Here is a 25,961-nt window from a genome sequence, read left to right as displayed (position 1 = left end):
GCTCCCTCAACCATGTCCCCGTCAAGTGCGGGCATTGCCAAGTTGTGACCTCTATATGTAAGCGAGTGCAATGAGTTTGTGGCGACAGGCAGGGCTAACGTAAACCCTAGCTTTCGCGTCCCTCATCCTCAGCCCCAACAACGAGCGGAGAGGACAACTTGCCCACCCTCTTTCGGGTCCTAATAGTGACCCCAGAGCATGGACAAGTTGCCCTGCGGCACCAGGATTTTGACCAAGGGACTTGTCCAAGCACCTCACAAGCTGTTGTTCTATAAAAAATCAACGCTTGTCCATCCAGCGCGTGGGCACGGGGACGAAACGGGCGAAGGCCTCGCGGGGCTCGGGGGCGGGACGGGTCTCGGGGTGGGCGGCGCTCTTCCATCGCGGACGCGGCCTGGCTGTCGCGCGGGCTACGGGTCGAGGGGCTCGCCGCAACCGGCATGGGCGACGGCATCGTCGTCCCCGCCCCGCGCCTGCCAGCGCTGCCAGGACTGGGCGGCGGCCTCGAGCGTGCGCTCCTGGACATCGACGGTCACGCTCAGGTCCTCGCCATAGCCGCCGGCCATGCTGATCGCCACCGGGATGCGGCGCTCGAACAGCGCCTCCAGCACGAGGCGGTCGCGCCGCAGCAGCGCGTCGGCGCTCAGCTTCAGGCGGCCGAGCCGGTCGCCCTCGTGCGGATCGGCGCCGGCCAGGTAGAAGGCCAGTTGCGCCGGCCGGTCCGCCAGACGACGCCAGACCTCCGCCAGCGAGGTCGCCAGCGCATCGAGATACACCCCGTCGCCGCACGCGTCCGGCAGACCGACGTCGAGATCGCCCGACTCCTTGCGGAAGGGGAAGTTCTTCTCCCCGTGGATGGAGAACGTGAACACGCTGTCGTCGCCCTGGAAGATGCGCGCCGTGCCGTTACCCTGGTGCACGTCCAGGTCGATGACGACGATGCGCAGGCCCGGCCGGTCGGGATGCCGGCGGTGCCACTGGGCCTGCATCAGCCGCGCCGCGACGGCCACGTCGTTGAAGACGCAGAAGCCGCTGCCCTTGTCCGCATAGGCGTGGTGCGTGCCGCCCGCGAGCGAGGCGGCCACGCCCTCCTCCAGCGCGGCCCGGGCCGCGGCGACCGTCGCGCCGACCGAGCACAGCGAGCGCCGCGGCAGGCTGGGCGCCCAGGGGAAGCCGATCTCGCGCTGGGCGGCGGCGCTCAGGGTGCCGTGCAGCACCGCGTCGATGTAGTCCGGCGTGTGGACGAGGGCCAGCGCGCCGGGATCCGCCGGCTCGGCCAGGCGCAGGCGCAACAGGCCGGGACGCCCCTCGACGCGTTCACGCAGCATCTGGTACTTGGACTGCGGGAACCGGTGGCCCGGCGGCAGCGCCAGGCTCAGATGGTCGTAGTGGAACGCGAGCATGGCCGCGACCTTACCGCGCCCCGCGTCGCGACAGCGCGCGAGGGCCGTCTTCCGGACGCCGCCCGATCGGCGCCGCGCGTCGCGCCCGGGCAGCGTCCGCGCCCCGCCGGCGAGGTCGCCTGGCGGGCCTGCAAGCCCCGTCCCCAGGGGCTTGCAGGCTTTTTGCTGCATCGCAGCAAAAACCGCTTGCAATCCGATTCGCCAGTCCTATACTTCGATCCATGCTGCACCGCAACAAAGTTCGCAGCCCGGCTCTCAGCCTGCCCTATCTGGCTGATTTCAACTCTCAAGGAGATTTCGCATGCTGACCGCTGAACAACTGATCGCCGCCCAGAAGAGCCAACTGGAAGCCCTGTTCGGGCTGACCAGCAAGGCGTTCGAAGGTGTCGAGAAGCTGGTCGAACTGAACCTGCAAGTGGCCAAGACCGCCCTGGGTGAAGCCGCCGAGACCGCGCAGTCCGCCCTGGCCGTCAAGGACGCTCAAGAGCTGCTGGCCCTGCAGGCCTCGCTGCTGCAACCGTCCGCCGAGAAGGCCGTCGCCTACAGCCGCCACCTGTACGACATCGCCGCCTCCACGTCCTCCGAGTTCACCAAGCTGGCCGAGGCCCAAGTCGCCGACGCGCAGTCCAAGCTGGGCTCCGTGGTCGAGAACGTGACCAAGAACGCCCCGGCTGGCACGGAAAATGCTGTTGCTCTGGTGAAGTCGGCGGTGGCCGCGGCCAACAACGCGTACGAAAGCCTGCACAAGGCCGCCAAGCAAGCCTCCGAAATCGCTGAATCCAACTTCAACGCCGTGACGACCACGGCGGTGAAGGCAACCCAGACCGCCTCGCGCGCCGCCAAGCGCGCCGCCTGAGGCCCGAACGGTTGCACTGACCGGTTGTCTCCTCGGTACCCACGGAAGCACCGCTTCCCAAGTGCCCTTCAAGCCCAGCGTCCCGCTGGGCTTTTTTTTGCCCGGACGGCAGGCGCTGGATCGGACGCGTGGTCCGCCACCGCGAGGTCCGCCCCGGGAGACGGCACCGGCACCAGGGCGGTGCTCCGGCAATCGCCCGGGGGCGCCGAGCGTGTGCGACCGGCCCGCCGAGAGGGGCGGCGCGGTCTCCGGGTCGTCTAGCCGCCGACCGCGGCACCCGGCGCCGACGATGCGGGATCGCCGCCGGCCGGCGTCCCACGCGACGCCTCGTACTCCTCGGTGACGTCGCGCAGCACGCCCTGGACGGTGCGCTCCCGCAGCAGCTCGCGGTCCAGGACCGGATAGCGCGGCAGCCCGACCACCATCATCAGATAGCCCATCTGCCGCACCGACATCAGGTCGCACAGCAGGCGGATGCGCTGCTCGTCGGGCTCGGCGCCGCTGGGCGCGCAGGCGGCCAAGCGCTCCCGCACCAGGCCCAGCAGCCGGTTGTAGACCGGCAGCTGCGACTGGCCGATCTCGTCCAGCGAGGCCGTCTGCGTCGACGACATGTAGATCATCCGGAACTGCTCCGGGTGACGCTCCCAGAAGTCCAGGAAGCAGCGGACATGCGCCTCCAGCACACGTCGCGGGCCGCGCTGGCCCTTGGACGAATCGAGCAGCTCGTCGGTGAGCCCCTCGAACACCTCGATCCACAGCCCGTCCAGCAACGCCTTCTTGCTCTCGAAGTAGCTGTAGATGGCCATCGTCGAGATGCCCAGCTCCTGGGCCAGGCGCCGCATGCTCAGGGCCTCGACGCCCTCTTCCCGGTAGATCCGCCGGGCGCGCTCCAACATCTCCCGCTTCAGGGCCTCCATCTCCGTGGGGCCTCGTCGCAGTCGCGGCGCCCCCCGGCCGCCGTCCAGATCGTCGTCTCGCACTTGTTTCATGATGTTAGAAGTTATCGTTTGTGTACGTTAACTCATAGTGGTAACCACGTTAAATACTCACGAACCCTCGTCGGTGCGGGTTTCGCCGCATTCCGTACAAGTACGACAATTCGAGCAAACGGCATGCCCGTGGGCCATCGCCCGCTCTGACGCCCCGCAAGACCTTGTGCGGTTGCATGTCGACTCCCGCCCTCCCCTGGGTCCACAACCTCCCGAGAGTCCGTCATGCTCGACCGCCTGTCCGTCGGGGCCAAGCTCACGCTGGCCTTCTGTTCCGTCCTCGTCATCACCGCCCTGCTGGGCGTGATCGCCACCTTCCAGTTGAGCCGCGTCAATGACACGGCCAGCGACATGGCCGACAACTGGATGCCGTCCGCGCGCGCCGCGCAGGCCGCCAACCAGGACGTCACCCGCTACCGCACCCGCGAGTACCGCCTGCTGCTGGCCGACAAGGCCGACCGCGCCGCCGAGGTGGCCAAGACCGACGAGCTGCGCCAGACCGTCGAGAAGCGCCTGGACGCCTACGAGAAGCTGGTGTCCTCCCCCGCCGAGGGCGAGAAGCTCAAGCACACCCGCGCGCTGTGGGGCGAGTACGCCGCCAAGAGCGCCCGCATGATGGCCGCCGCCCGCGACGGCGACGACGAAGGCGCCAAGCGCATGCTGGCCGTCGAGAACCTGTCGGCCTACGAGAACGTGGGCAAGGCGCTCAACGACCTGGTCGACCTGAACACCCAGGGCGCCGACGCCGCCAACGACCTGGGCGACCAGATCTACGCCAGCAGCCGCTGGATCGTGGCCGGCATGACGCTGGTGGCGGTCGTGATCGGCGCGGGCCTGGCCTTCGTGATCACCCGCAAGATCGTGCGCCCGCTGGAAGCCTCGGTGGCGCTGGCCGAGGCGGTGGCCGCCGGCGACCTGACCCGCACGCTGACCATCGTCGGCCGCGACGAGGTGGCCCAGCTGCAGACCGCGCTGCTGCGCATGGTCGGCCAGTTGCAGACCGTCGTCTCGCAAGTGCGTGACGGCGTCGAGTCCGTGTCCAGCGCCTCCTCGCAGATCGCCGTCGGCAACGCCGACCTGTCGTCCCGCACCGAGCAGACCGCCTCCAACCTGGAGGAGACCGCCTCCAGCATGGAACAGCTGACCGGCGCCGTCGGCCAGTCCGCCGACACCGCCCGCCAGGCCAACCAGCTGGCAGGCAGCGCCGCCGAGGCCGCCACCCGCGGTGGCCGCGTGGTCGGCCAGGTGGTGAACCGCATGCGCGAGATCTCCGAATCCTCGAGCCGCATCGCCGACATCATCGGCACGATCGACGGGATCGCCTTCCAGACCAACATCCTGGCGCTGAACGCGGCCGTCGAGGCGGCCCGCGCGGGCGAGCAGGGCCGCGGCTTCGCGGTCGTGGCGTCGGAAGTGCGCTCGCTGGCGCAGCGCAGCGCCGAGGCGGCCAAGGAGATCAAGCAGCTGATCACCCGCTCGGTGGAGACGGTGGAAGCCGGCTCCTCGGACGTGGCCGAGGCCGGCCGCGCGATGGACGAGATCGTCAACGGCGTGGGCCGCGTGACCGACCTCATGGGCGAGATCGCCGCCGCCGCCACCGAGCAGCGCGACGGCATCAACCAGGTCAACCAGGCCGTCGCCAACCTGGACCAGATGACGCAGCAGAACGCCGCGCTGGTCGAGGAATCCAGCGCCGCCGCCAGCTCGCTGAGCGAGCAGGCCCAGCGCCTGGCGCAGGTCGTCTCGGTCTTCAAGGTGGCCTGACGACACCGGGCCGGTCGCCCGACCGGCCCGCCCCCGCCGCCCCGGCGCTCGCCGGGGCGCGGTCCCGCGGCCACAGCGCGCCCGCTGCCGCCGTCGGGCCTCGGCCCGCCGGGCATACTCCGGCCCCATGGCCGCCCGCACCCCGATCTTCTTCGCCACCGCCGCGGATTTCCGCGACTGGCTGGACCAGCATGCCGACACGGCGACCGACGTCGTGGTGGGCTTCCACAAGCGCGGCACCGGCACGCCCAGCATCGACTGGCCCGAGTCGGTCGACGAGGCCCTGTGCCACGGCTGGATCGACGGCGTGCGCACGCGCATCGACGACAAGACCTACAAGATCCGCTTCACGCCGCGCAAGGCGGTGTCCGTCTGGAGCGCGGTCAACATCGGCCGCGCCGAGGCGCTGATCCAGGAGGGCCGCATGAAGCCCGCCGGCCAGGCCGCCTTCGAGCGCCGGCAGGAGGAGAAGTCCCGCGTCTACTCCTTCGAGCAGCCCAAGGAGCTCGTCGAGCTCAGCCCCGCGCACGAGGTCGTCTTCCTGCGCCATCCCGAGGCCTGGGCCTTCTTCCAGGCGCAGGCCGACAGCTACCAGCGCACGGCGATCTGGCACATCCTCAGCGCCAAGAAGGCCGAGACCCAGCTGGTCCGGTTGCAGAAGCTGATCGAGGCCAGCGCCCGCGGCGAGCGCCTGTAAGCGTCGCCACCGGAAGCGACGCGCGAGCGGCCGTGAGGCCCGTCGCGCGCCACGCGCTCAGCGCGTCTTCGCCGCGATCTTGCGGCGGATCTCCGGCAGCATCGCCGTGGCCACCTCGCGGCCCAGCGTGATCGCGCGACGTCGCGTGGTGAAGTCCGCGCCGCTGAAGCCGTCGAGCTTGGGCCGCAGCACCACGTCCGCCTCGCGCAGCTCGAACTGGTTGATGGACTTGCCCATGATGGAGAAGGTCTGCATCAGCATGCGCATCGCATCGCCGGGGATCTTGGGATCCGGCGGCTCGCCGATGTCGACGGCGATGACCAGCTCCGCGCCCATCTGCCGCGCGAAGCGCACCGGCACCGGCGCGACCAGGCCGCCGTCCACGTACTCGCGCGTGCCGATCTTGACTGGCTGGAACACCGCCGGCACCGCGCTGGACGCACGCACCGCGGTGCCCACGTCGCCCTGCCGGAACAGGATGGGCGAGCCGTCGCCCAGGTCCGTCGCCACGATGCCCAGCGGCAGCGGCAACTGCTCCAGGCCGCGGCCGCCCGTCATCTGCCGGACGTAGCGGGCCAGGGCCTCGCCGCGGATCAGGCCGCGCATGGGGAAGGTCCAGTCGGTGATGGCGCCCTCGTCCATGGACTCGGCCACCGCCTGCAGCTCCTTGCCGTTGCGGCCGGCCGCGTAGAGCGCGCCCACCAGGCTGCCGGCCGACGTGCCGCAGACCAGGTCGACCTTGATGCCGTTCTCCTCCAGCACCTGGATCACGCCGATGTGGGCGAAGCCGCGCGCCGCGCCGCCGCCCAGCGCCAGTCCGATGCGCGGCGGCTTGGGCACGGGCTTGGGCGTGACGGGGGTGGGGAGCTCGGGCGACGGCGTCTGGACGACGTCCGGCGCCTTGGTGGGCAGCGTGGAACAGGCGCTCAGCGCCGTCAGGGAGAACGCCGCGGCGGCACCGAGCCAGCGTCGGCGCGACGGCATCGACACGCCGTCCTTGGTATGGTCTGGAGACATGGGCGGCGATTCTAGGGAAACGCTGTAGCGGCGCCGTGACGCCGCGCACGCACAATCGCCCGCCCCGGCGGTCTCGTCCCCGTCGGCAAGACCTCGGAGCACAGGGAGTACACATGAATCGAACAAGCGCGCTGCGGCGCTGGACGCTGCGGGGCCTGCTGGCGCTGCTGGTCCTGGTGATCGCGCTGGCCGCCGCGGCCTGGGGCCTGGTGCGGGCCAGCCGGCCCCAGCTGGACGGCGAGATCGCCCTGCCCGGCCTGACCGCCCCGCTGAGCCTGGGCCGCGACGATCGCGGCACGCTGGTGGTGGAAGGCCGCACGCGGCTGGACGTCGCGCGCGGGCTGGGATTCGCCCATGCGCAGGAACGCTTCTTCGAGATGGACCTGGTCCGGCGCTCGGCGGCCGGTGAACTCTCCGCGCTGTTCGGCGAGAAGGCGCTGGAGCGCGACCGTACGCGCCGCGTCCACCGCCTGCGCGCGCGCCTGACCGATCGCTTCGAGCAGTTGTCGGGCGAGGACCGCCTGCTGCTGCTGGCCTACGCGGAAGGGGTCAACGCCGGCCTGCACGCGCTGCCGGTGCGGCCCTGGCAGTACCTGCTGCTGCGCGCCAAGCCCAGCGACTGGACGCCGGTCGATTCGCTGCTGGTGATCAGCGAGATGTACTTCATGCTGCAGTCCGGCTCGATCGAGATGGGCTTCGAGCGCGCGCTGCTGCGCGAGAAGGCCGGCGATGCGGTCTTCGCCTGGCTGAGCCCGCGCGGCGGCCGCTGGGACGCGGCACTGGACGGCAGCGCGGTGTCCGACGCGACGATGCCGACGCCCGACCAGCTCGACCTGCGCGCGCGGCCAGCCGTGCCCGGCACGCCGGTCAGCGCGCCCGCCGCCGGCGCGACCCGCGCTCCGGTGGCGGCGGCTCCGGGCCCGGCCCGCGTGCCGACCGCATCGGGCGCGGTCTCCGAGGAGCCCACCGTCTTCGGCAGCAACAACTGGGCGGTGTCGGGGTCGCGCAGCACGCACGGCGGCGCGATCCTCGCCAACGACATGCACCTGGGACTGGGCGTGCCCAGCATCTGGTATCGCGCGCAGTTCCAGATCGGCAGCGGCCCCGGCATGCTGCGCGCCGCCGGCGTGACGCTGCCCGGCCTGCCCGCGCTGGTGGTGGGCTCCAACGGCACCGTCGCCTGGGGCTTCACCAATGCCTACGGCAAGTGGTTCGACTGGGTGGACGTGCCGGAGAACGCCGCGATCAAGACGCACCAGGAGCCGATCGAGGTCAAGGGCGGCGCGACGCAGCCCCTGGTCGTGGTCGAGATGGACGGCGCGCCCGTCATCACCACCGAGGGCCAGCGGCGCTACGCGCTGCACTGGGTCGCGCACGAGGGCGCGGCCTACAACCTGGAGCTGGACCGCATGCTGCAGGTCCGCCACGTCAGCGAGGCGCTGGCCGTCGCGCAGCGGGCCGGCATGCCGCATCAGAATCTGGTCGCCGCGGACCGCGACGGCCAGATCGGCTGGACCATCGCCGGCCGCTTGTGGTCGCAGCCGGGGCTGGCGTCCTCCTTCGGGCGCTTCACCGCGCCGACGGCGATCCGCCACGACTGGCTGCCGACGGACCGCGCGCCGCAGGTGCTGTCGCCCGCGCAGGGCCAGCTGTGGACGGCCAACAACCGGCAGCTCGGCGGCGACGCGGGCGAGCTGCTGGGCGACGGGGGCTTCGACCTGGGCGCCCGCGCGCAGCAGATCCGCGATCGGCTGAGCGAGAAGCCCAAGCATGACGAGGACAGCATCGGCGCCATCCATCTCGACGACGAGGCGCGCTTCATGAAGACCTGGTCGGCGCGGCTGCTGGCGGCGGCGCGGACCGACGCGGGCACGAATCCGACGCACCGCGCCTTCGTGCAGCTGCTGGAGAACTGGCATGGCCGCGCCGATGCCGACAGCGCGGGCTATCGCCTGGTGCGTCAGGCGCGCCTGCGCGTGCTGGACACGCTGTGGGACGCCTGGACCGCGCCCGCGCTGGGCGAGCGGCAGGCCGATCCCAAGCGTCGCATCCGCTGGCGCAACCAGTTCGAGTACAGCGCCGCCCGCGCGGTGGACGAGCGGCCGGCGCATCTGCTGCCGCCGGCCTTCGCGAGCTGGGACGCGCTGCTGCTGGCGCAACTGGACGCGGCCGCCCGGGACGTCGCGCCGGACGGCAACCTGGGCGGCGCGACCTGGGGCGCGGCCAACGCGAGCCACATCCAGCATGTGCTGTCCAAGGCGATTCCGGCGCTGTCGCGCTGGCTGGACATGCCGTCGGTGCCGCAGGGCGGGGATACCAATCTGCCGCATGTGGCGGGTCCGGCCTTCGGGCAATCGGAGCGGCTGGTCGTGTCACCGGGCCGCGAGGACCGCGGCTGGCTGAGCCTGCCCGGCGGGCAGAGCGGACACCCGATGTCGCCGTACTACGGCGCCGGGCATCAGGATTGGGTCGAGGGGAAGCACACGCCGCTGCTGGCGGGCACCCTGGTCCATCGGATCACGGCGCACCGGGACTGAAGACCCTCACCCCCGCCCTCTCCCGCGGCGCGGGAGAGGGAGTGGACGGGAACCGCGCCTCGCGCTTGGCAGCACGCCATGCGGCCACGTCGGTCGATCAGCGGGCCCCTTCGTCCGCTGGCCGGCGTGGCCCCCTCGCCCGCCGCGCGGGAGAGGGATGGGGTGAGGGTCGCCCGCGGACCTCGGTGCCCCACGCCCCGATCGCAGTCATGTTGGCGTCGGCACCTGGAACACCTGGCGCAGGTAGGCCAGGAAGGTCTGGTCCTCGCACATGGTCTTGCCGGGGCTGTCGGAGAGCTTGGCCACCGGCTGCCCGTTGACGTGGGTCAGCTTCATGACGATGTTCAGCGTCGCCAGGCCCATGTCGTTGCTCAGCTTGGTGCCGATGCCGAAGCCCAGCTGGACGCGGTCCGCGAAGTGCCGGTACAGCGCCAGCGCCTTGGGCATGTCCAGCGCGTCGGAGAACACCAGCCGCTTGCTGTTCGTGTCGATGCGCAGCTTGTCGTAGTGGGCCAGCGCCTTCTCGCCCCATGCGACCGGCTCGCCGCTGTCATGCCGCAGGCCGTTGAAGAGCTTGGCGAAGTACAGGTCGAAGTCGGCCAGGAAGGCGTCCATCGAGATCACGTCGGTGAGCGCGATGCCCAGGTCGCCGCGGTACTCCTGCACCCAGTCCTCCAGCGCCGCCTTCTGGTGGTCGCGCAGGCGCACGCCGGTGGCCTGGTAGGTCTGCAGGTACTCGTGCGCCATGGTGCCGATGGGCACCAGGCCCAGCTCCTTGGCCAGCAGCACGTTGGACGTGCCGCGGAAGGTCTCGGGCAGCTCGTCGCGCAAGGTGCGCAGCACCTCCGCATGCCAGTCGCCGGAGAAACGGCGGCGCAGGCCGAAGTCGAAGAACTGGAAGGGGTGACGACGCGGCGCCTCGTCGCGCGCGAACGCGCGGATCGCGGCCACCTTCTCGGTCAGCCGGCGCCGGCCCTCGGCGATCGCGGGCCCGTGGTCGAAGCGGCGGAAGTAGAGCTCGTTGACCATCGCCAGCACGAAGATCTCGAAGCCCATCACGTGCACCTGCGGCCCGCGCACGACGATGTCCAGCTTGTCGCCGTCGGCGGCCACGTGGATGAAGTCGCGCTGGAAGCGGAAGATGCGCAGCAGGTCGATGAAGTCCGGCCGCATGAAGCGCAGCGAGCGCAGGTAGTCGAGCTCGTCCTTCTGGAAGGTCAGCGAGCACAGGTGGTCCAGCTCGCGCTCCAGGTCCGCGACCAGCTCGGCGAGCGGGTACTGCGGCGTGTTGCGGCAGGCGAAGCGGTACTCGGCCTGCGCCTGCGGATGGCGATGGAGCATCGCCTGCCACATGGTGAACTTGTAGAGATCGGTCTCCAGCAGACTGCGGATCACCGGGGCGTGGGTCGAGGGACGGCTCATGAGGCGGGAACTGTACCCGGGGCGTCCGGAACACAGCGGGCCCTGCGCGTTCATCCCCATCCGGCGCGAGGCCGATGGCCGACGGGCGTCGGCGTCGGCGTCGGCCGTCGGCGATGATCGCCCCCATCCGCTCCGTCCGCCCGCTTCACCGTGATCGACCTGCCCCACTCTCCGCCTTCCCGCCTCCGCCCCGGAGCGCTCGCGCTGGCCACGGTCACCGCCTTGCTGTTGGTCGCGCGCGCCCAGGCGCAGGTCCCCATCGCCATCGACCCGCCGCCCAAGGCCGACGTCGCGATGAAGATGGTCTACGGCGGCAACACCTGGCGCGACGAGCGCGCCGCCGCGTTCTTCGGCGGGCGCGCGCCGACGCTGCGGGCTGAGGTCCGCGAGGTCTTCCGGGCTCGCTATGTCGAGGCCGACGTCGACAAGCTGATGCTGGTCTACCAACTGACGCCGGGCCCGCGCGCGCAGTTCCAGTGCCATGCCTGCATCCCCGCGCTGGGGGCTGCGGTGCTGGCCGCCGATGCGCAGGGCCATTGGCGGCTGCGGGCCCGCGGGCTCCTGCTGATGCCGGGTTCGCCGTTCTCGGGCGACGAGGACCTGCAGATGGTCCAGCTGGCCGACGACCGCTGGCTGCTCCGCAGCCGCGTCTACGACGTGGCCGGTGGCGTCGAGGACCGCCAGGAGCGCCTGGTCCTCGAGCGCGACGGCGAGCTGCAGCTCGCGGCCGAGCTCGGCTTCGAGTCCAAGCCCGGTCCGGGCGCTTGCGGCTCGGGCGCGGCGCCCCAGGCCTCCGCCGTCAATGTGCTGAGCCCGGGGGCCGGCCCGCGCATCGAGATCGTGCTGCGCTTCAACGAAGGCGACTGCCCGTCGCCGCGCGCCGTCGTGCAGCGCACGCGCATGGAACTGCGGGACGGGCGCTTCCATCTGCTCCCCGAGCCCGAGGTCGACACGGACGAGCCGGCCGGCCGGCCGTGAGTCCACGCAGGTCATGACGACCATCGCCGCGACGATCGTCGCGGCGGACAGGGCCCGGGACCTCAGCCCAGCTTGTAGGTCTGCAGATGGATGCTGGTCTCGGTCGCGCCGATGCCCTTGATCAGACGCACGCGCTCGAGGATCTCGGCGAGCTCGCCCAGGTGGCCGGCACGCAGCTCGGCCAGCAGGTCCCAGCGGCCGTTGGTGTCGAACAGCCCGGCCACGCCCGGCTCCCCCAGGAGGATGCCGACGACCTCGCGCGTGCGGTTGCCCTCGACGGCGATGCTCATCCACGCGGTGATGTGCGGCTGCGCCACGTCGGCCCGCAGCCGCACCGTGTAGCCGACGATCTGCCCGCTGTCCTCCAGCCGCGTCAGCCGGTTGGTCACCGTGCCGCGCGACACCTTGAGCTTGTGCGCCAGCGTCGCGACGCTGGCGCGCGCGTCCTGCCGCAGCAGCGCGATCAGTTGCTGGTCGAGCGTGTCCATGTCCCCTCCATTTCCGCCGGCGGTCGCCCGCGCCGGCACGGTCCGGGCGCCGCGCACCACCCTGGCGCATCGTGGGTCCGGACGCGCGCACAGCGCCCGGGTTAACCCGAATCACCTCGCAAAACGTCAGAGAAATCTGACGAAATGATCAAACTGGGTCGATTATTGATCGGTTCATTGGCTTCCTGCTGACAGGCCGGGTCCGAAGAATGGCGTCATCCCCACCACCCGAGAGACTGCCCATGACCCGAATGCTGTTGACCGCCGACGTGGCGCGCATCGTCCGCCACGACGGCCTGGCGACCAGCCTCGCCACCCTCGCGCGGCACATCGCCGACGACTACGTCCGCTGGGACGAGTTCGACAAGAGCGCCCGCGTCGCCAACCACTCCGAGGAGGGCGTGATCGAGCTGATGCCGATCTCGGACAGCGCGCGCTACGGCTTCAAGTACGTCAACGGCCACCCCAAAAACCACCGCGTGGGCCTGCCCACGGTGATGGCTTTCGGCGTGCTCGCCGACGTCGCGACCGGCGTCCCGACCCTGCTCACCGAGCTCACCCTGAGCACCGCGTTGCGCACCGCCGCCACCTCCGCCCTGGCCGCGCAACACCTGGCACGCCGCGGCGCCCGCTCGATGGCGCTGATCGGCAACGGCGCGCAGGCCGAGTTCCAGGCGCTCGCCTTCCACCATCTGCTCGGCATCACGGAGATCCGTCTGTTCGACGTCGATCCGGCCGCGACCGACAAGCTGGTCCGCCACCTGTCGACGATCGAGGGCCTGACCCTGATCCGCTGCGCGAGCACCGCCGAGGCGGTCCGTGGCGCCGACATCGTCACCACGGTCACCGCCGACAAGCGCAACGCGACCATCCTCACCCCGGAGATGGTCGAGCCCGGCATGCACATCAACGGCGTCGGTGGCGACTGCCCCGGCAAGACCGAGCTGCACCGCGGCGTGCTGGAGCGCGCCAGCGTCTTCGTGGAGTACGAGCCCCAATCCCGCATCGAGGGCGACGTGCAGCAGATGCCCGCCGACTTCGCCGTCACCGAGCTGTGGCGCGTGCTGCGCGGCGAGGCCGCGGGCCGCCGGCGCGAGGACGAGGTCACCGTGTTCGACTCGGTCGGCTTCGCGCTGGAGGACTTCGCGACGCTGCGCTGGCTCGCCGAACGCGCGCAGGCACTGGGCCTGGGCCGGGAGCTCGCGCTGGTGCCGGACCTGGCGGATCCCAAGGATCTGTTCGGCGAACTGGGTCTGCGGGCCCGGCCGGGCGTCGAGGCCTTGCCGACGCGGGAACCCGTGTCCGCCTGAACGCCGCGCGGGAGACGCGCCCAGCACCTCTGGGGATGGGTTCGCTCATCCGAGTCAGTCCCGCGGCAAGCGATCACCACTTGTTGGTATCGCCAGCAGAGGGGCCTGTTTTGAGAATGCCCCGTCCAGCGCCCGCTGGGCGGATTTTCTCGACACAAGGCATTCCCTCATGAAGTTCCTCGCTCCCCTCTCCATCCTGACGCTGGCCCTCGCGGCCGGCAGCGCCCAGGCGCAGGTCTACCTCGAAGGTCAGGCCAGCCTCGGCAAGGCCCCGAAGTCCCTGTGCAACGGCTTGAGCAGCTGCAAGACCACCAGCCTGGACGGTCGCGTCACGCTGGGCTACATGGTGGGCAACGGCCTGGGTCTGGAAGCCGGCTTCGCCGGGTACGGCGCGGTGAAGGCCGGCAACGACACCACGGGCCTCAAGCGCCGGGTCGGTGGCGGCCAGCTCGGCATCAGCTACCGGTACCCGCTGGGCAACGATCTGAACCTCGACGCGCGCGTCGGCCTGACCCGGGCACGCGTGGCCACCGAGTCGTGGACCAACAAGACCAAGGCCGATGACAAGAACCTCGACAGCACCGGCCCCTACCTGGGACTCGGCCTGAGCTACAAGCTGTCGGAGGGGCTCAGCGTCGGCGGGATGCTGGACCTGGTCCGCCTGAAGGCCGACAACGGCCAGCGGGTCTACACCAATCTCGGCGTCACGCTGCGCAAGACCTTCTGATCGCGGCCCCTCGGCGGCCCACTCGACACCGGCTTCGCGCCGGTGTCGTCGTTTCCGGGCGGCCCGCCATCGCCCCAGGGAAGCACCGGCACGGATGTGTCATGTCCCGTTCGACGTCCCGCCGATCGGAGTCATTCCCGCCCGCCCACGCCCTTCCCAGAATCCGCTCGCCAGCGCCCGCTGGCGTTTCTCTTTCCAGAAGGCGATCCCGCATGAAGCGACTCTCACTCCCTCTCCTGGCGACCCTCGCGCTGCTCGGCGCGGCCGCCCAGGCCCAGGTCTACAGCGACGGCACCGTCGGCATCGGCCAGGTCAACGGCTCATGCCGGGGCCGGACCCCGTGCGACGCCAGCACCACGGACGCGCGCATCAGCATCGGCTACCAGTTCAACGAGCGCCTCGGCGTCGAGCTCAGCTGGCTGGACCTCGGGCGCGTGCGGGGCGGCGACGACGCCACCGGCATGACGACGAAGTTCCACGGCATCGCGGTCGGTCCCGCCTACCGCTATCCGCTGGCGCCGAAGCTCGACCTCAACCTGCGCGCCGGCATGGCCTGGAACCGGGTCACCGACACGAGCTGGAAAGCCGCGGCCCCGGCGGTCACGCTGCGCCAGCGCAGCGTGCAGCCCTATGCCGGCATCGGGGCGACCTATCTGGTGGGCCGGGACTTCAGCCTGGGACTGGGGCTCGACCTGACGCGGGCCCGGATCCAGGACCGGACCTCCCTCCTGCGCTCGATCAACCTCGTCGTGCGGCAGGACTTCTGAACCAGGCGCGCTGATTAAGATGCGACGCTTCAATCGCCTCCCGCCTCAGCGCGCCCTGCCGTGGACTCCGCCCCTTACGCCCCCCTCCTGAAGGAAATCGGCCGCGGCGCGCGCGGCGCCCGGGACCTGACCCGCGATCAGGCGCGAACGCTGTTCTCCCAGCTCCTGGACGGCACGGTCCCCGACCTCGAGCGCGGCGCGATCCTGATCGCGATGCGCATCAAGGGCGAGAGCCAGGAGGAACTGCTCGGCTTCGTCGAGGCCATGCAGGACGGGGCGGCCCGGGTCCAGGCCCCGGCCGACGCGCCCCGCACCGTGGTGCTGCCGACCTTCAACGGCGCGCGCAAGCAAGCCAACCTCATGCCGCTGGTGGCGCTGTTGCTGGCCCGCGAAGGCATCCCGGTGCTGATCCACGGTCGCCACGACTTCGACAGCCGCGTCAGCCCCTTCGAGCTCTTCGAGGCGCTGGGGCTGGCGGTGTCTCCCGATGTCGAGGACGCCTCGCGCCGTCTGGCCGGCGAGCGCCTCGCGATCCTGCCGACGGGCGTCCTCCATCCGGGCCTGGACGCGATGATGGCGCTGCGTCCGCGCCTGGGTCTGCGCAACAGCAGCCACAGCGTGGCCAAGCTGCTGGATCCGTTGCCCGGCCGCAGCGTGCGGGTGGTGGCGGTGACGCATCCCGAGTACGTCGACAGCATGGGGCAGGCCCTGCCCGTCCTGAGCGCCGACGGCGGCCGCGCGCTGCTGATGCGCGCCAGCGAGGGCGAGGCTTATCTGCATCTGCGGCGCAAGGCGCACCTGCAAGGCTTCGCGGACGGACAAGCGATCGATCTCAATCCAGGAAGCAACGAGGATCTGGACTGGCCGCTGTCGACCGCGTGCGAGCCGGCGGAGAACGCGGCCTTGATCCGGGCGATCCTGGCCGGTGCGGAACCGATTCCTCCCCGCATCGCCGATCAGCTGGCGGCGCTGCGGCGGCTGGCGATGGGTTGAAAGCGCGGGCTCTGGCAGCTGGAAGACCCTCTCCCCTGCCCTCTCCCGCAAGCGGGAGAGGGAGTTCGACCGGCTCCGGGCCGCGTTGTGCGCGCTTGCTGGGGTGGCTCCCTCGCCCGCTCGCGGGAGAGGGCGGGGGTGAGGGTCTTCCTATTGCAGGCCCATTCATATGCTTATCCAGCCATAAGCAATCTACGAATTTGTAGTTCTCATATATATAAAGCGTTCATAGAGTCCAGTCTCCCGGCCAGCCCAGGGTGCCAGCCGCGGTGTCAGATGACGCGGCGGGCCCCACACGAAACCCGGCCGGATCAGCTGACGCCATGTACGCCTATACCGATTTCGACCGCCAGTTCGTTCACGCCCGCGCGGCGCAGTTCCGAGACCAGCTCGAGCGCCATCTGGCGGGACAGCTGCCCGACGACGACTTCCGCGCCCTGCGCCTGCAGAACGGCTGGTACATCCAGCGCCACGCGCCCATGCTGCGCGTCGCCGTCCCGTACGGGGTGCTGTCCTCCAAGCAACTGCGCCAGCTCGGCCGCATCGCCCGCGAGCACGACCGCGGCTACGGCCACTTCACCACGCGCCAGAACCTGCAGTTCAACTGGATCCCGCTGACGCAGTCGGCCGACGTGATGGACCTGCTGGCCGACGTGGACATGCACGGCATCCAGACCAGCGGCAACTGCATCCGCAACATCACCAGCGACGTCACCGCCGGCGTGGCCGCCGACGAGCTCATCGACCCGCGTCCCTACGCCGAGGTCCTGCGCCAGTGGTCGACGCTGCACCCCGAATTCGCCTTCCTGCCGCGCAAGTTCAAGATCGCCATCTCCGGCGCCGCCGAGGACCGCGCCGCCATCGGCTGGCACGACATCGGCCTGCAGCTGCGCAAGAACGACGCGGGCGAGATCGGCTTCCAGGTCCTGGTGGGTGGCGGCATGGGCCGCACCCCCATCGTCGGCCAGGAGATCAATCCCTTCGTCCCCTGGCAGCACATCCTGCTGTACCTCGAGGCGATCGTGCGGACCTACAACCGCTTCGGCCGCCGCGACAACATGTACAAGGCGCGCATCAAGATCCTGGTCAAGGCCGAGGGCCAGGCCTACTTCGACGCCGTCAACGCCGAGTACCAGTCCATCCTCAGCGACGACGCCGGCAGCCACGAGCAGATCATTCCGGAAGCGGAACTGGCGCGCGTCGCCGCCAGCTTCGTCGAGCCGCAAGGCCTGACCCCGGTCGCGTCCATCGACATCTTCGAGGGCGCCACCCCGGCCTATCGCCGCTGGCTGGAACGCAACGTCCATGCGCACCGCGTCAGCGGCTACCGCTCGGTGACGCTGTCGCTCAAGCGCGTGGGCCTGCCGCCCGGCGACATCACCGACGGCCAGATGGACGCCGCCGCCGATCTGTCCGACCGCTACAGCCACGGCGAGCTGCGCGTCTCCCACGACCAGAACCTGCTGCTGCCCTGGGTGCGCGAGGCCGACCTGCCCGCGCTCTTCGAGGCCGCCAAGCAGCACGGTTTCGCCACGCCCAACATCGGCCTGCTGACCGACATGATCGTCTGCCCCGGCGGCGACTTCTGCGCGCTGGCCAACGCCCGCTCCATCCCGGTCGCGGCCGAGATCACCGAGCGCTTCCAGGACCTGGACGAGCTCTGGGACATCGGCGACATCGACCTGCACATCAGCGGCTGCATCAACAGCTGCGGCCACCACCACAGCGGCCACATTGGCGTGCTGGGCGTCGACAAGGACGGCAGCGAGTGGTACCAGATCACGCTGGGCGGCTCGGACGGTTCCACGCTGTCGGGCGCCGCGGTGCCGGGCAAGGTCATCGGCCCGTCCTTCGCCGCCGATGAAGCGGCCGACGCCGTCGAGGCCGTGATCGCGACCTACCGCCGTGAACGCGCCGCCAGCGAGCGCTTCATCGAGACGGTCCGCCGTATCGGCCTGGACGCCTTCAAGCAGTCGACCAACGCCATCCGCCGCACCACCGCGGCCAAACCATGAGCGCCGCCGCCATCATGAAGTTCGTCTCCAAGGCTCAAGATCCCTGGCACACCTGCGCCGGCGAGGACGGCCCCCAGCCGCATCCCGCCGCCGCCGACCACAAGCTGCTGACGCTGGAACAGTGGCACGCCGTGCGCGACACCTGGCCCGAGGGCCTGGCCACCGGCGTGATCCTGCCCAACGACGTGGACGTGCTGGACCTCCGGTCCGACCTGCCGCGCCTGGCGCTGGTGGTGCTGCAGTTCCCGAAGTGGGTGGACGGCCGCGCCTACAGCCAGGCCCATGTGCTGCGCTCACGCCTGCGTTTCGCGGGCGAGGTGCGCGCCATCGGCGAGGTGCTGGTCGACATGCTGCCGCTGCTTCAGCGTTGCGGCGTCGATGCGGTCCAGCTCCGCGGTGATCAGAGCGTCGAGGCGGCGCGGCGCGCGCTGGGCTTCTTCGCCGGCCACTACCAGGCCGACGTCAACGAGACCCGCCCGCTGTTCGCCCGCGCGGGCGGCAAGGCCGAGGCCTGACCATGGGCGCGATCGACCTTTACGCCCGCAAGACCGCCGGCTTCGACGAGCGCCTGGCGCGCACCGTCGAGGTCCTGCGGCAGGCCGCCGCCGACTTCGGTCCGGGCGCGCTGCAATCGACCTCGCTGGGCGTCGAGGACATGGTCATCACCGACCTGATCGCGCGCCACCAGTTGCCCATCGCGCTGGCGACGCTGGACACCGGCAAGCTGCACGCACAGACGCTGGCGCTGATCCCGCGCATCGAGCAGCGCTACGGCCTCGAGGTCGAGGTCTTCGCCCCGGTGAACGAGCAGGTCGTGCACTTCGTCCGCGCCAACGGCGAGGAGCCGATGTATCGCAGCGTCGAGCTGCGCAAGGCCTGCTGCGGCGTGCGCAAGCTCGAGCCGCTGGCGCGCATGCTGACCGGGCGTACCGCCTGGATCACCGGCCTGCGCCGCGAGCAGAGCAGCAACCGCGCCGAGGTCCCGTTCCGCGAGGACGACGGCCAGGGCCGCGTCAAGGTGAACCCGCTGGCCGAGTGGACCTGGGCCGACGTCTGGCACTACGTCCAGGCCAACGACGTGCCCTACAACCCGCTGCATGACGAGTTCATGCCCAGCATCGGCTGCGCGCCCTGCACCCGCGCGATCGCGGTGGGCGAGGACTTCCGCTCCGGCCGCTGGTGGTGGGAGGACTCGTCCAAGGAATGCGGCCTGCACGCGACCCACGCCGAGCCCAGTGCCGGCGAATCTGAATCCCAAGCGTCTCCCCTGACGTTCAACGCGACCACCGGAGCCCCGGCATGAACGCCCCCGTGAACCTCGAACAACTGCTGCCGCTGGCGGACCACCGCCATCTGGACCACCTCGAAGAGGAAGCGATCTTCATCCTGCGCGAGGTCGCCGCGGCGTTTGAGCGCCCCGCCCTGCTGTTCTCCGGCGGCAAGGATTCCTGCGTCGTGCTGCGCCTGGCCGAGAAGGCCTTCAAGCGCCGCATCGCCGGCAACGAGTTCGCCGGCAAGCTGCCCTTCCCGCTGGTCCACGTGGACACTGGCCACAACTTCCCCGAGGTCATCGAGTTCCGCGACCGCCGCGTCGCCGAGATGGACGAGCGCCTGGTCGTCGGCCATCTGGAGGACTCGATCAAGAAGGGCACGATCCGGCTGTCGCATCCGCTGGAGTCGCGCAACGGCCACCAGACGGTGACGTTGCTGGAGACCATCGAGGAGCACCGCTTCGACGTGCTCATCGGCGGCGCCCGCCGCGACGAGGAGAAGGCGCGCGCCAAGGAGCGCATCTTCAGCCACCGCGACAGCTTCGGCCAATGGCAGCCCAAGGAACAACGTCCCGAGCTGTGGAACCTGTTCAACACCCGCATCCGTCCGGGCGAGCACTTCCGCGCCTTCCCGATCAGCAACTGGACCGAGCTGGACGTGTGGCTCTACATCGCCCGCGAGAACATCCCGCTGCCCTCGCTGTATTACGCGCATGACCGCCAGGTCATCCGCCGCAAGGGCCTGCTGGTGCCGCTGACCGACGTGACCCCGCCGGAAGCGGGCGAGACCGTCGAGACCGCGCAGGTGCGCTTCCGCACCGTCGGCGACATGACCTGCACCTGCCCGGTGGAGAGCCCGGCCGCCAATGCCGCCGACATCGTGGCCGAGACCCTGACCGTGACCGTCTCCGAGCGCGGCGCCACCCGCATGGACGACCGCACCTCCGACGCCTCGATGGAGCGTCGCAAGAAGGAGGGCTATTTCTGATGAACGCCGTGAACAAGATCCACCAGTCCGACGTCGACACCACGCACCGCGCGCTGCGCTTCCTGACCGCCGGCAGCGTCGACGACGGCAAGAGCACGCTGATCGGGCGCCTGCTCTACGACAGCCGCGCCATCCTGGCCGACCAGCTGGACACGCTGGCCAAGCGCGCCGCCGGCCAGCCCATCGATCTGAGCCTGCTCACCGACGGCCTGGAAGCCGAGCGCGAGCAAGGCATCACCATCGACGTCGCCTACCGCTACTTCGCGACCAAGCAGCGCAAGTTCATCATCGCGGACGCCCCGGGCCACGAGCAGTACACCCGCAACATGGTCACCGCCGCCGCCGGCAGCGATGCCGCCGTGGTGCTGGTCGACGTGACCAAGCTGGACCTGTCGGCGGACGACGTCCCGTTGCTGCCGCAGACGCGCCGCCACAGCCTGCTGGCCCACCTGCTGCGCGTGCCCAGCATCGTCTTCGCGATCAACAAGATCGACGCCGCCGCGAGTCCTGGCGACGCCTTCCGCAAGGTCTCGGCCGCGCTGGAGAAGTTCGCCTCGGCGGCCGGTATCCGCGTGACCGCGGTGGTCCCCGTCTCCGCGCTGCGCGGCGACAACGTCACCCAGCCGCTGGAAGCCGACTGGTACGACGGCCCCTCGCTGCTGCAGGTGCTGGAATCGCTGCCCACCGTGCAGGAAACCGTGGAAGCGCCGCTGGCGCTCCCCATCCAGTACGTGGCCAAGGACGGCGACGGCACCGGCAACAACCCGCGCGTGCTGTGGGGCCGGATCGCGCAAGGCCAGGTGCAGGTCGGCGACGAGATCCAGATCCTGCCCAGCGGCCAGACCGCGATCGTGGCCGAGCTGCGCCGCGCCGGCGAAGCCGTCACCACCAGCGTGGCCGGCGAATCGGCCGGCCTGCTGCTGGACCGCCAGATCGACGTCTCGCGCGGCGACTGGATCGTGGCGCCCGGCGCCGCCCAGCCGCGTCGCAGCTTCGAGGCCACGCTGGCCTGGCTGGACACCGAGCCCGCCGTCATCGGCCGCAAGTACTGGGTCCGTCACGGCAACCGCTGGGTCCAGGCCCGCATCGCGGCCGTCGATCACCGCCTGGACATCCAGACCCTGGCCGAGACCGAGGCCCATGAACTTTCCGTCAACGAGATCGGCCACGTCACCGTGGAGCTGCAGGCCGAGCTGCCGCTGCAGCCCTACGCGGACAATCGCGTCGGCGGCGCACTGATCGTCGTGGACCCCACCAGCAACCGCACCAGCGGCGCGCTGCTGGTCCGCTGAGCGCGCGTCGCGCAAGCCCCGCAGCCCTCAGGCCATCAACAGGAAAACGACATGGGACGCGTCCTCTTCGTCAGCGCCGGCCCCGGCGCCGCCGACCTGATCACGCTGCGCGGCGCGCGCGCGCTCGGGCAGGCGGACGTCGTGCTCTTCGACGCCCTGACCGATCCCGCGCTGCGCGAGCTCGCGCCCGAGGCGCGCTGGGTCGACGTGGGCAAGCGCGGCTTCTGCCACTCGACCAAGCAGACCGCGATCAACGCGGCGCTGGTGCGCGAGGCGCTCGCCCATGACGTCGTCGTCCGTCTGAAGGGCGGCGACGCCAGCGTCTTTGGCCGCCTGGAGGAAGAGCTGATCGCGCTGGCCGAGGCCGGCATCCCGTACGAGATCGTGCCCGGCGTCACCGCCGCGATCGCCGCCGCGGCGCAGACCGGCCGTCCGCTGACGCGGCGCGGCGCGGGCCGCAGCGTCGCGCTGACGACCGCCATGACCCGCGAGGGCGAGCTCCAGGCCGGCAAATCCGCCGACACCGAGGTCTTCTACATGGCCGGGCAGCAGCTGGCCGCCCTCTCCCGCCGGCTGATCGCCGCGGGCTGGGCGCCGGACACGCCGGTGAGCGTGGTGTCCCGCGCGGGCTGCGCCGATGCGCTGTCCAGCGAGCACGACATCGCCGCGCTGGGCGCCGCCTCCATGCTGCACAAGGGTCGGCCGACGGTCGTGATCGTGGGCGCCGGCGCCGCGCCGCTGGCCGGGGCCGCCGACGCTGTGGCCGAGCCGACGGTCGTGTCGACCGCCCCGACCCCGTCAATCGCCGCGCCTGCCGAGGCCGATTTGGGCGAATACGCGACCAAAGCCCGGAGCCAGACCCTTGGCGTCGGGGGGCCGGGTTGGTCGGCACAAACCCTGAACGATTAAAATCCGCCGTTTTCCGTCAGCGCCCACCAAGCTTCAGCCAGGGCAACGCTGATTTCCGAGGGCCCATTCGCCGGCCCCGCCACTAGAAGAGCCGCTATGACCCACGTCGTCACCGAAGCCTGCATTCGCTGCAAGTACACCGATTGCGTCGATGTCTGTCCCGTCGATTGCTTCCGCGAAGGCCCCAACTTCCTGACCATCGACCCCGATGAATGCATCGACTGCGCGGTCTGCATCCCCGAGTGCCCGGTGAACGCGATCATGCCGGAGGAGGACGTCCCCGGCGATCAGCAGATCATGATCAAGCTGAACGCGGACCTGGCGAAGAAATGGCCCAGCATCACCAAGCGCAAGGCCGCGCTCCCCGACGCCGAGGAGTGGAAAGACAAGACCGGCAAGCTCGATCAGCTGCAACGCTGACCGCCGTCGGTCTCTCATCTCAAGAATGGAAACGCAAGTGACTGAAGCGACCTCCGCCCCGCACGCGGGCGTGATCGAAACCGATGCCGTCATCGTCGGCGCCGGCCCGGTGGGCCTGTTCCAGGTGTTCGAACTGGGCCTGCTGGAAATCAAGGCCCACATCATCGACTCGCTCGCCTACCCGGGCGGCCAGTGCATCGAGCTCTATCCCGACAAGCCCATCTACGACATCCCGGCGCTGCCGGTGGTGACGGGCAAGGAGCTGACCGACAACCTGATGAAGCAGATCGAGCCCTTCGGCGCGACCTTCCATCTGGGCCAGGAGGTCACCACCGTCGAGAAGCAGGACGACGGCCGCTTCTTCGTCGCGACCAGCAAGGGCACGCAGTTCCTGACCAAGACCATCTTCATCGCCGGCGGCGTGGGCTCGTTCCAGCCGCGCACGCTGAAGGTCGAGGGCATCGACAAGTACGAGGGCTCGCAGGTCCATTACCGCGTGCGCAACCCCGCGCAGTTCGCCGGCAAGAACCTGGTGATCATCGGCGGCGGCGACTCGGCGCTGGACTGGGCGCTGAACTTCTGCGGCGGCAACGCCGACGGCAACCCGCACAAGGCGGAGAGCGTCATCCTGGTCCACCGCCGCGACGGCTTCCGCGCCGCGCCGGCGTCGGTGGCCAAGATGAAGGAGCTCTGCGACCAGTACGAGATGCAGTTCATCGTCGGCCAGGTCGCGGACCTGGACGAGGGCGAGGACGCGCTCAAGGGTCTGAAGATCACCGGTGGCGACGGCGTCACGCGCGTGGTCCCGGCCGACCAGGTGCTGGTGTTCTTCGGTCTGTCGCCCAAGCTGGGCCCGATCGCCGAATGGGGTCTGGCGCTGGAGAAGAAGCAGATCCAGGTCGACACCGAGAAGTTCCAGACCAGCGTGCCCGGCATCTTCGCGGTGGGTGACATCAACACCTACCCGGGCAAGAAGAAGCTGATCCTGTCGGGCTTCCACGAAGCCGCCCTGGCCGCTTTCGGCGCGATGCCCATCATCAACCCCGAGAAGCGCGTCCACCTGCAGTACACGACCACCAGCCCCAAGCTGCACAAGGTGCTGGGCGTGGAGTCGCCGAACTTCGACTGAGCGGCCCGCCGCTCCGACGCGAAACCCGCCTGGCGAGAGCCGGCGGGTTTTTTCATGGGCGGCGCGGGTGCCCATGAGACTCCGGGACGTTTGATCAGGATCAAGGCGAGAAATGCGGGACTCGCGGACAGTGACCGTCCCGCCGGAAGGCGCTTGCCGCAGTGCAACCATTGCACCAGAATCCATGCCGACACTCGCCCGTCTACCGAAGTCTCGCTTGGTCATGCATCGCCGCGATCATCCTCCCCCACACCTTCACATCTACGCCAACGACGGGGACGAGGCCATCATGGACATACGGACCTTGCACCTGATCGGAGGCGCCGTTCGCCCGGCCACCCTGCAAGAGGCCAGGGTGTGGGCGAGCCAGAACCAAGCGCTGTTGATGTCCACCTGGAGGGCCATGCACCAATGAAATCGCCGCACTTCATCCTGACGCGCGTGACCCCGACCTCACGGGCGAGCCTTGAACTCGAGTACGCGGACGGCGCCAGGTTCGACGTGAGCCTTGTGGATCTGATCCGCTCGACACCCTGGATGTCCGCGCTCAAGGACCAGGCGGTGTTCGCGACGGTTCGCATCGGGGAGTTCGGACGTACCGTCGAGTGGCCGGGGCACGACGATCTGGAACTCGCCGCGGACAACCTGCGCGCGTGGGGTGTCGAGCAGGCGGGGGACATCTCGCACGAGTTCATCTGGCGCTGGATGTACGAGAACAATCTGAGTCTCGACGCCGCCGCGGCGGCGCTCGGCATGTCGCGCCGGATGCTGGCGTACTACCGCAGCGGCACGAAGCCCGTACCGCGCACCGTGGCCCTGGCCTGCCTGGGATGGGTGGCGCTGAAGAAGCAGCGTGAGCCCAAGCTGTTGCCACTCGCTGCCTGAACAACTCTCCCGGAAACGACACCGCCCCGCGGTCGCGAGGCGATCCGCGGGGCGGTTGGGTCGCGGCGGTTCGGGAGAACCGCGCGAAGCCGGGGGTCAGCCCGGCTTGTTCTTCAGCTTGCCCTTGGGCATCACGGCCGTCGTCGGGGCGACGGGACGGTCGGAGACGAAGGACGATTCCTTGGAATTGCCGCTGTCCTTCTTCGGCTTCATCTTGGCCTTGTCGTTGCGCTGCTCGCCTTTTGCCATCTTGGGCTCCTCTTCAAATGCGTCCGATGTGATTCGACCATCGCCGCGCGTGGCGGCGATTGCCGCGGACTCTACTACTGCCCGGGGCTGTCATACATCAGGCGACGCTTAAGATCGCCGAGCCCCGCGATGCGACAAGCCAATTTCGCGATGAACCTCCTGCTTGATTCGTCTTCCGCCGTTCCCTATTTCACCGACGTCGACGCCACCTTGCGCGCGATGGGCGTTTCGGCCTCCGAGTTCGATTGGTACCTCAGCGATGTCGAGACCAACTTCGATCCTGCGGGGTTCTCCTGGTCGGATCGCTGGATGACAGGCCCCGAGTTGGCGGAGGTGCTGTCGCACGCCAACTTCCAGTTCATCTGGGCTGTTTTCAGCGCCTTCCCGCGCGGAGCACGCGTCGAGATCGACGAAGCTCCCTTTGCCGACGGGAATCGCGCTTTCTGGGTCGACGACGGCACGCTTCGTCCGCAATTGGCAGGCGCGTCGTTCGAGTTGGTCTGCTGGGACAGCAGCGCCACGATATTGATCGGGATCTCGGAATCTCAAGCCGACCAGTTCGGTCTGGCCTACCCGGAGGCGAAACCGCTGCAATCGGTCGCTCGTCCTGGCTCTCCCCCGCATGGAGAAACGGGTTCGGCATGAGCCGCTAGAATTCCACCCACTCGCCGGCCCGTCCGGCGAGTTTCGCTAGGGGTGCTGGTCGTCGAGACCGGCTGAGAAAGTCCCTTTGAACCTGATTGAGGTAATCCTCGCGCAGGGAAGCATGCCTTCAGACACCTCCGTGTCGCCCACGCCGCCGTCTCATCGGCGTGTCCGGTCTGCCCACCTGCCATCGCATCTCTGGCTCCGGCA

26 protein-coding genes and 1 riboswitch are annotated in these 25,961 nt (G+C 69.8%); of the genes, 20 read left to right on the top strand and 6 right to left on the bottom strand.

Annotated elements, in window-relative coordinates; translation table 11 throughout:
• Positions 1-410: 410 nt before the first annotated feature.
• Positions 411-1,403, bottom strand: a complete 993-nt coding sequence (locus MCHT01_RS02750) for a histone deacetylase family protein (RefSeq protein ID WP_067062076.1) — start codon at positions 1,401-1,403, stop codon at positions 411-413.
• 301 nt (positions 1,404-1,704) lie between these two features.
• Between MCHT01_RS02750 and phaP the strand changes: the two genes are divergently transcribed.
• Positions 1,705-2,259, top strand: coding sequence for a TIGR01841 family phasin (phaP, locus tag MCHT01_RS02745; RefSeq protein WP_067062074.1), 555 nt, complete (start codon positions 1,705-1,707; stop codon positions 2,257-2,259).
• A gap of 257 nt (positions 2,260-2,516) precedes the next feature.
• Here phaP and MCHT01_RS02740 read toward each other — a convergent pair whose 3' ends face one another.
• Complete coding sequence (locus MCHT01_RS02740) at positions 2,517-3,248, bottom strand: TetR/AcrR family transcriptional regulator (RefSeq protein WP_084451696.1); 732 nt, start codon at positions 3,246-3,248, stop codon at positions 2,517-2,519.
• Positions 3,249-3,473: 225 nt separating this feature from the next.
• Here MCHT01_RS02740 and MCHT01_RS02735 point away from each other — a divergent pair, with 225 nt between their 5' ends.
• Positions 3,474-5,012 carry a methyl-accepting chemotaxis protein gene (locus tag MCHT01_RS02735; protein ID WP_067062068.1) on the top strand — a complete coding sequence of 513 codons (1,539 nt, stop codon included), beginning with the start codon at positions 3,474-3,476 and terminating at the stop codon, positions 5,010-5,012.
• Positions 5,013-5,139: 127 nt separating this feature from the next.
• A complete protein-coding gene (locus tag MCHT01_RS02730; RefSeq protein WP_067062066.1) occupies positions 5,140-5,709 on the top strand; it encodes a YdeI/OmpD-associated family protein in 570 nt (189 codons plus the stop codon).
• 57 nt (positions 5,710-5,766) lie between these two features.
• On the opposite strand, the gene MCHT01_RS02725 is transcribed toward MCHT01_RS02730, so the two are convergent.
• Positions 5,767-6,726, bottom strand: coding sequence for a patatin-like phospholipase family protein (locus MCHT01_RS02725; RefSeq protein ID WP_245643138.1), 960 nt, complete (start codon positions 6,724-6,726; stop codon positions 5,767-5,769).
• 113 nt (positions 6,727-6,839) lie between these two features.
• On the opposite strand from MCHT01_RS02725, the gene MCHT01_RS02720 reads away from it, so the two are divergent.
• Positions 6,840-9,263: a penicillin acylase family protein gene (locus MCHT01_RS02720; protein WP_067062063.1), complete on the top strand. Its 2,424-nt coding sequence runs from the start codon at positions 6,840-6,842 to the stop codon at positions 9,261-9,263.
• 207 nt (positions 9,264-9,470) lie between these two features.
• Here MCHT01_RS02720 and pncB read toward each other — a convergent pair whose 3' ends face one another.
• Entirely contained in the window at positions 9,471-10,685 is a 1,215-nt protein-coding gene (gene pncB / locus MCHT01_RS02715; RefSeq protein ID WP_067062061.1) for a nicotinate phosphoribosyltransferase, read from the bottom strand.
• Between the two features lie 222 nt (positions 10,686-10,907).
• On the opposite strand from pncB, the gene MCHT01_RS02710 reads away from it, so the two are divergent.
• Entirely contained in the window at positions 10,908-11,663 is a 756-nt protein-coding gene (locus tag MCHT01_RS02710; RefSeq protein ID WP_148661354.1) for a hypothetical protein, read from the top strand.
• Positions 11,664-11,725: 62 nt separating this feature from the next.
• On the opposite strand, the gene MCHT01_RS02705 is transcribed toward MCHT01_RS02710, so the two are convergent.
• On the bottom strand, positions 11,726-12,151 hold the full coding sequence (locus tag MCHT01_RS02705; protein ID WP_067062054.1) for an Lrp/AsnC family transcriptional regulator: 426 nt from the start codon (positions 12,149-12,151) through the stop codon (positions 11,726-11,728).
• 242 nt (positions 12,152-12,393) lie between these two features.
• Here MCHT01_RS02705 and ocd point away from each other — a divergent pair, with 242 nt between their 5' ends.
• From ocd to MCHT01_RS02635, 14 genes are all read left to right on the top strand, one after another.
• Positions 12,394-13,461: an ornithine cyclodeaminase gene (gene ocd, locus MCHT01_RS02700; RefSeq protein WP_067062052.1), complete on the top strand. Its 1,068-nt coding sequence runs from the start codon at positions 12,394-12,396 to the stop codon at positions 13,459-13,461.
• A 169-nt stretch (positions 13,462-13,630) separates the two neighbouring features.
• Complete coding sequence (locus MCHT01_RS02695) at positions 13,631-14,188, top strand: outer membrane beta-barrel protein (protein ID WP_067062050.1); 558 nt, start codon at positions 13,631-13,633, stop codon at positions 14,186-14,188.
• A 212-nt stretch (positions 14,189-14,400) separates the two neighbouring features.
• Positions 14,401-14,955: an outer membrane beta-barrel protein gene (locus MCHT01_RS02690; RefSeq protein ID WP_067062047.1), complete on the top strand. Its 555-nt coding sequence runs from the start codon at positions 14,401-14,403 to the stop codon at positions 14,953-14,955.
• Positions 14,956-15,015: 60 nt separating this feature from the next.
• Positions 15,016-15,948 carry a DNA-binding protein YbiB gene (ybiB, locus tag MCHT01_RS02685; RefSeq protein ID WP_067062044.1) on the top strand — a complete coding sequence of 311 codons (933 nt, stop codon included), beginning with the start codon at positions 15,016-15,018 and terminating at the stop codon, positions 15,946-15,948.
• Positions 15,949-16,271: 323 nt separating this feature from the next.
• On the top strand, positions 16,272-17,963 hold the full coding sequence (locus tag MCHT01_RS02680) for a nitrite/sulfite reductase (protein WP_067062040.1): 1,692 nt from the start codon (positions 16,272-16,274) through the stop codon (positions 17,961-17,963).
• Positions 17,960-18,478 (top strand): DUF934 domain-containing protein, encoded by a 519-nt coding sequence (locus MCHT01_RS02675; protein ID WP_245643137.1) that lies wholly within the window; start codon positions 17,960-17,962, stop codon positions 18,476-18,478. The genes MCHT01_RS02680 and MCHT01_RS02675 overlap by 4 nt, the downstream gene beginning before the upstream one ends.
• A gap of 2 nt (positions 18,479-18,480) precedes the next feature.
• Positions 18,481-19,266, top strand: coding sequence for a phosphoadenylyl-sulfate reductase (locus MCHT01_RS02670; protein WP_067062036.1), 786 nt, complete (start codon positions 18,481-18,483; stop codon positions 19,264-19,266).
• Positions 19,263-20,222 (top strand): sulfate adenylyltransferase subunit CysD, encoded by a 960-nt coding sequence (gene cysD, locus MCHT01_RS02665; protein ID WP_067062033.1) that lies wholly within the window; start codon positions 19,263-19,265, stop codon positions 20,220-20,222. The genes MCHT01_RS02670 and cysD overlap by 4 nt, the downstream gene beginning before the upstream one ends.
• A complete protein-coding gene (locus MCHT01_RS02660) occupies positions 20,222-21,514 on the top strand; it encodes a sulfate adenylyltransferase subunit 1 (RefSeq protein WP_067062030.1) in 1,293 nt (430 codons plus the stop codon). Before cysD ends, MCHT01_RS02660 begins: the two co-directional genes overlap by 1 nt.
• 51 nt (positions 21,515-21,565) lie before the next feature.
• Entirely contained in the window at positions 21,566-22,423 is an 858-nt protein-coding gene (gene cobA, locus MCHT01_RS02655; RefSeq protein WP_084451692.1) for a uroporphyrinogen-III C-methyltransferase, read from the top strand.
• 96 nt (positions 22,424-22,519) lie between these two features.
• The gene (gene fdxA / locus MCHT01_RS02650) at positions 22,520-22,843 is read left to right on the top strand and encodes a ferredoxin FdxA (RefSeq protein ID WP_067062027.1); all 324 of its coding nucleotides are present in this window, start codon (positions 22,520-22,522) and stop codon (positions 22,841-22,843) included.
• 37 nt (positions 22,844-22,880) lie between these two features.
• Complete coding sequence (locus MCHT01_RS02645; protein WP_439956148.1) at positions 22,881-23,972, top strand: NAD(P)/FAD-dependent oxidoreductase; 1,092 nt, start codon at positions 22,881-22,883, stop codon at positions 23,970-23,972.
• Between the two features lie 112 nt (positions 23,973-24,084).
• A complete protein-coding gene (locus tag MCHT01_RS27920; protein ID WP_084451690.1) occupies positions 24,085-24,387 on the top strand; it encodes a DUF4160 domain-containing protein in 303 nt (100 codons plus the stop codon).
• Positions 24,384-24,857, top strand: a complete 474-nt coding sequence (locus MCHT01_RS02635; protein ID WP_067062020.1) for a DUF2442 domain-containing protein — start codon at positions 24,384-24,386, stop codon at positions 24,855-24,857. Before MCHT01_RS27920 ends, MCHT01_RS02635 begins: the two co-directional genes overlap by 4 nt.
• Positions 24,858-24,953: 96 nt before the next feature.
• Here the strand turns inward: MCHT01_RS02635 and MCHT01_RS26645 are convergent, their stop codons facing one another.
• On the bottom strand, positions 24,954-25,106 hold the full coding sequence (locus tag MCHT01_RS26645) for a hypothetical protein (RefSeq protein ID WP_169806087.1): 153 nt from the start codon (positions 25,104-25,106) through the stop codon (positions 24,954-24,956).
• 150 nt (positions 25,107-25,256) lie between these two features.
• Here MCHT01_RS26645 and MCHT01_RS02630 point away from each other — a divergent pair, with 150 nt between their 5' ends.
• Positions 25,257-25,751 (top strand): hypothetical protein, encoded by a 495-nt coding sequence (locus MCHT01_RS02630; protein ID WP_067062018.1) that lies wholly within the window; start codon positions 25,257-25,259, stop codon positions 25,749-25,751.
• Between the two features lie 37 nt (positions 25,752-25,788).
• Positions 25,789-25,886: riboswitch (TPP riboswitch) on the top strand.
• Positions 25,887-25,961: the final 75 nt, after the last annotated feature.

It is taken from the genome of Mitsuaria chitosanitabida ATCC BAA-476 = NBRC 102408 (genome assembly GCF_001598255.1).
In the GTDB taxonomy this organism is placed as follows: Bacteria; Pseudomonadota; Gammaproteobacteria; order Burkholderiales; family Burkholderiaceae_C; genus Roseateles; species Roseateles chitosanitabidus.
This window is presented reverse-complemented; position numbering and strand designations above follow the sequence as displayed.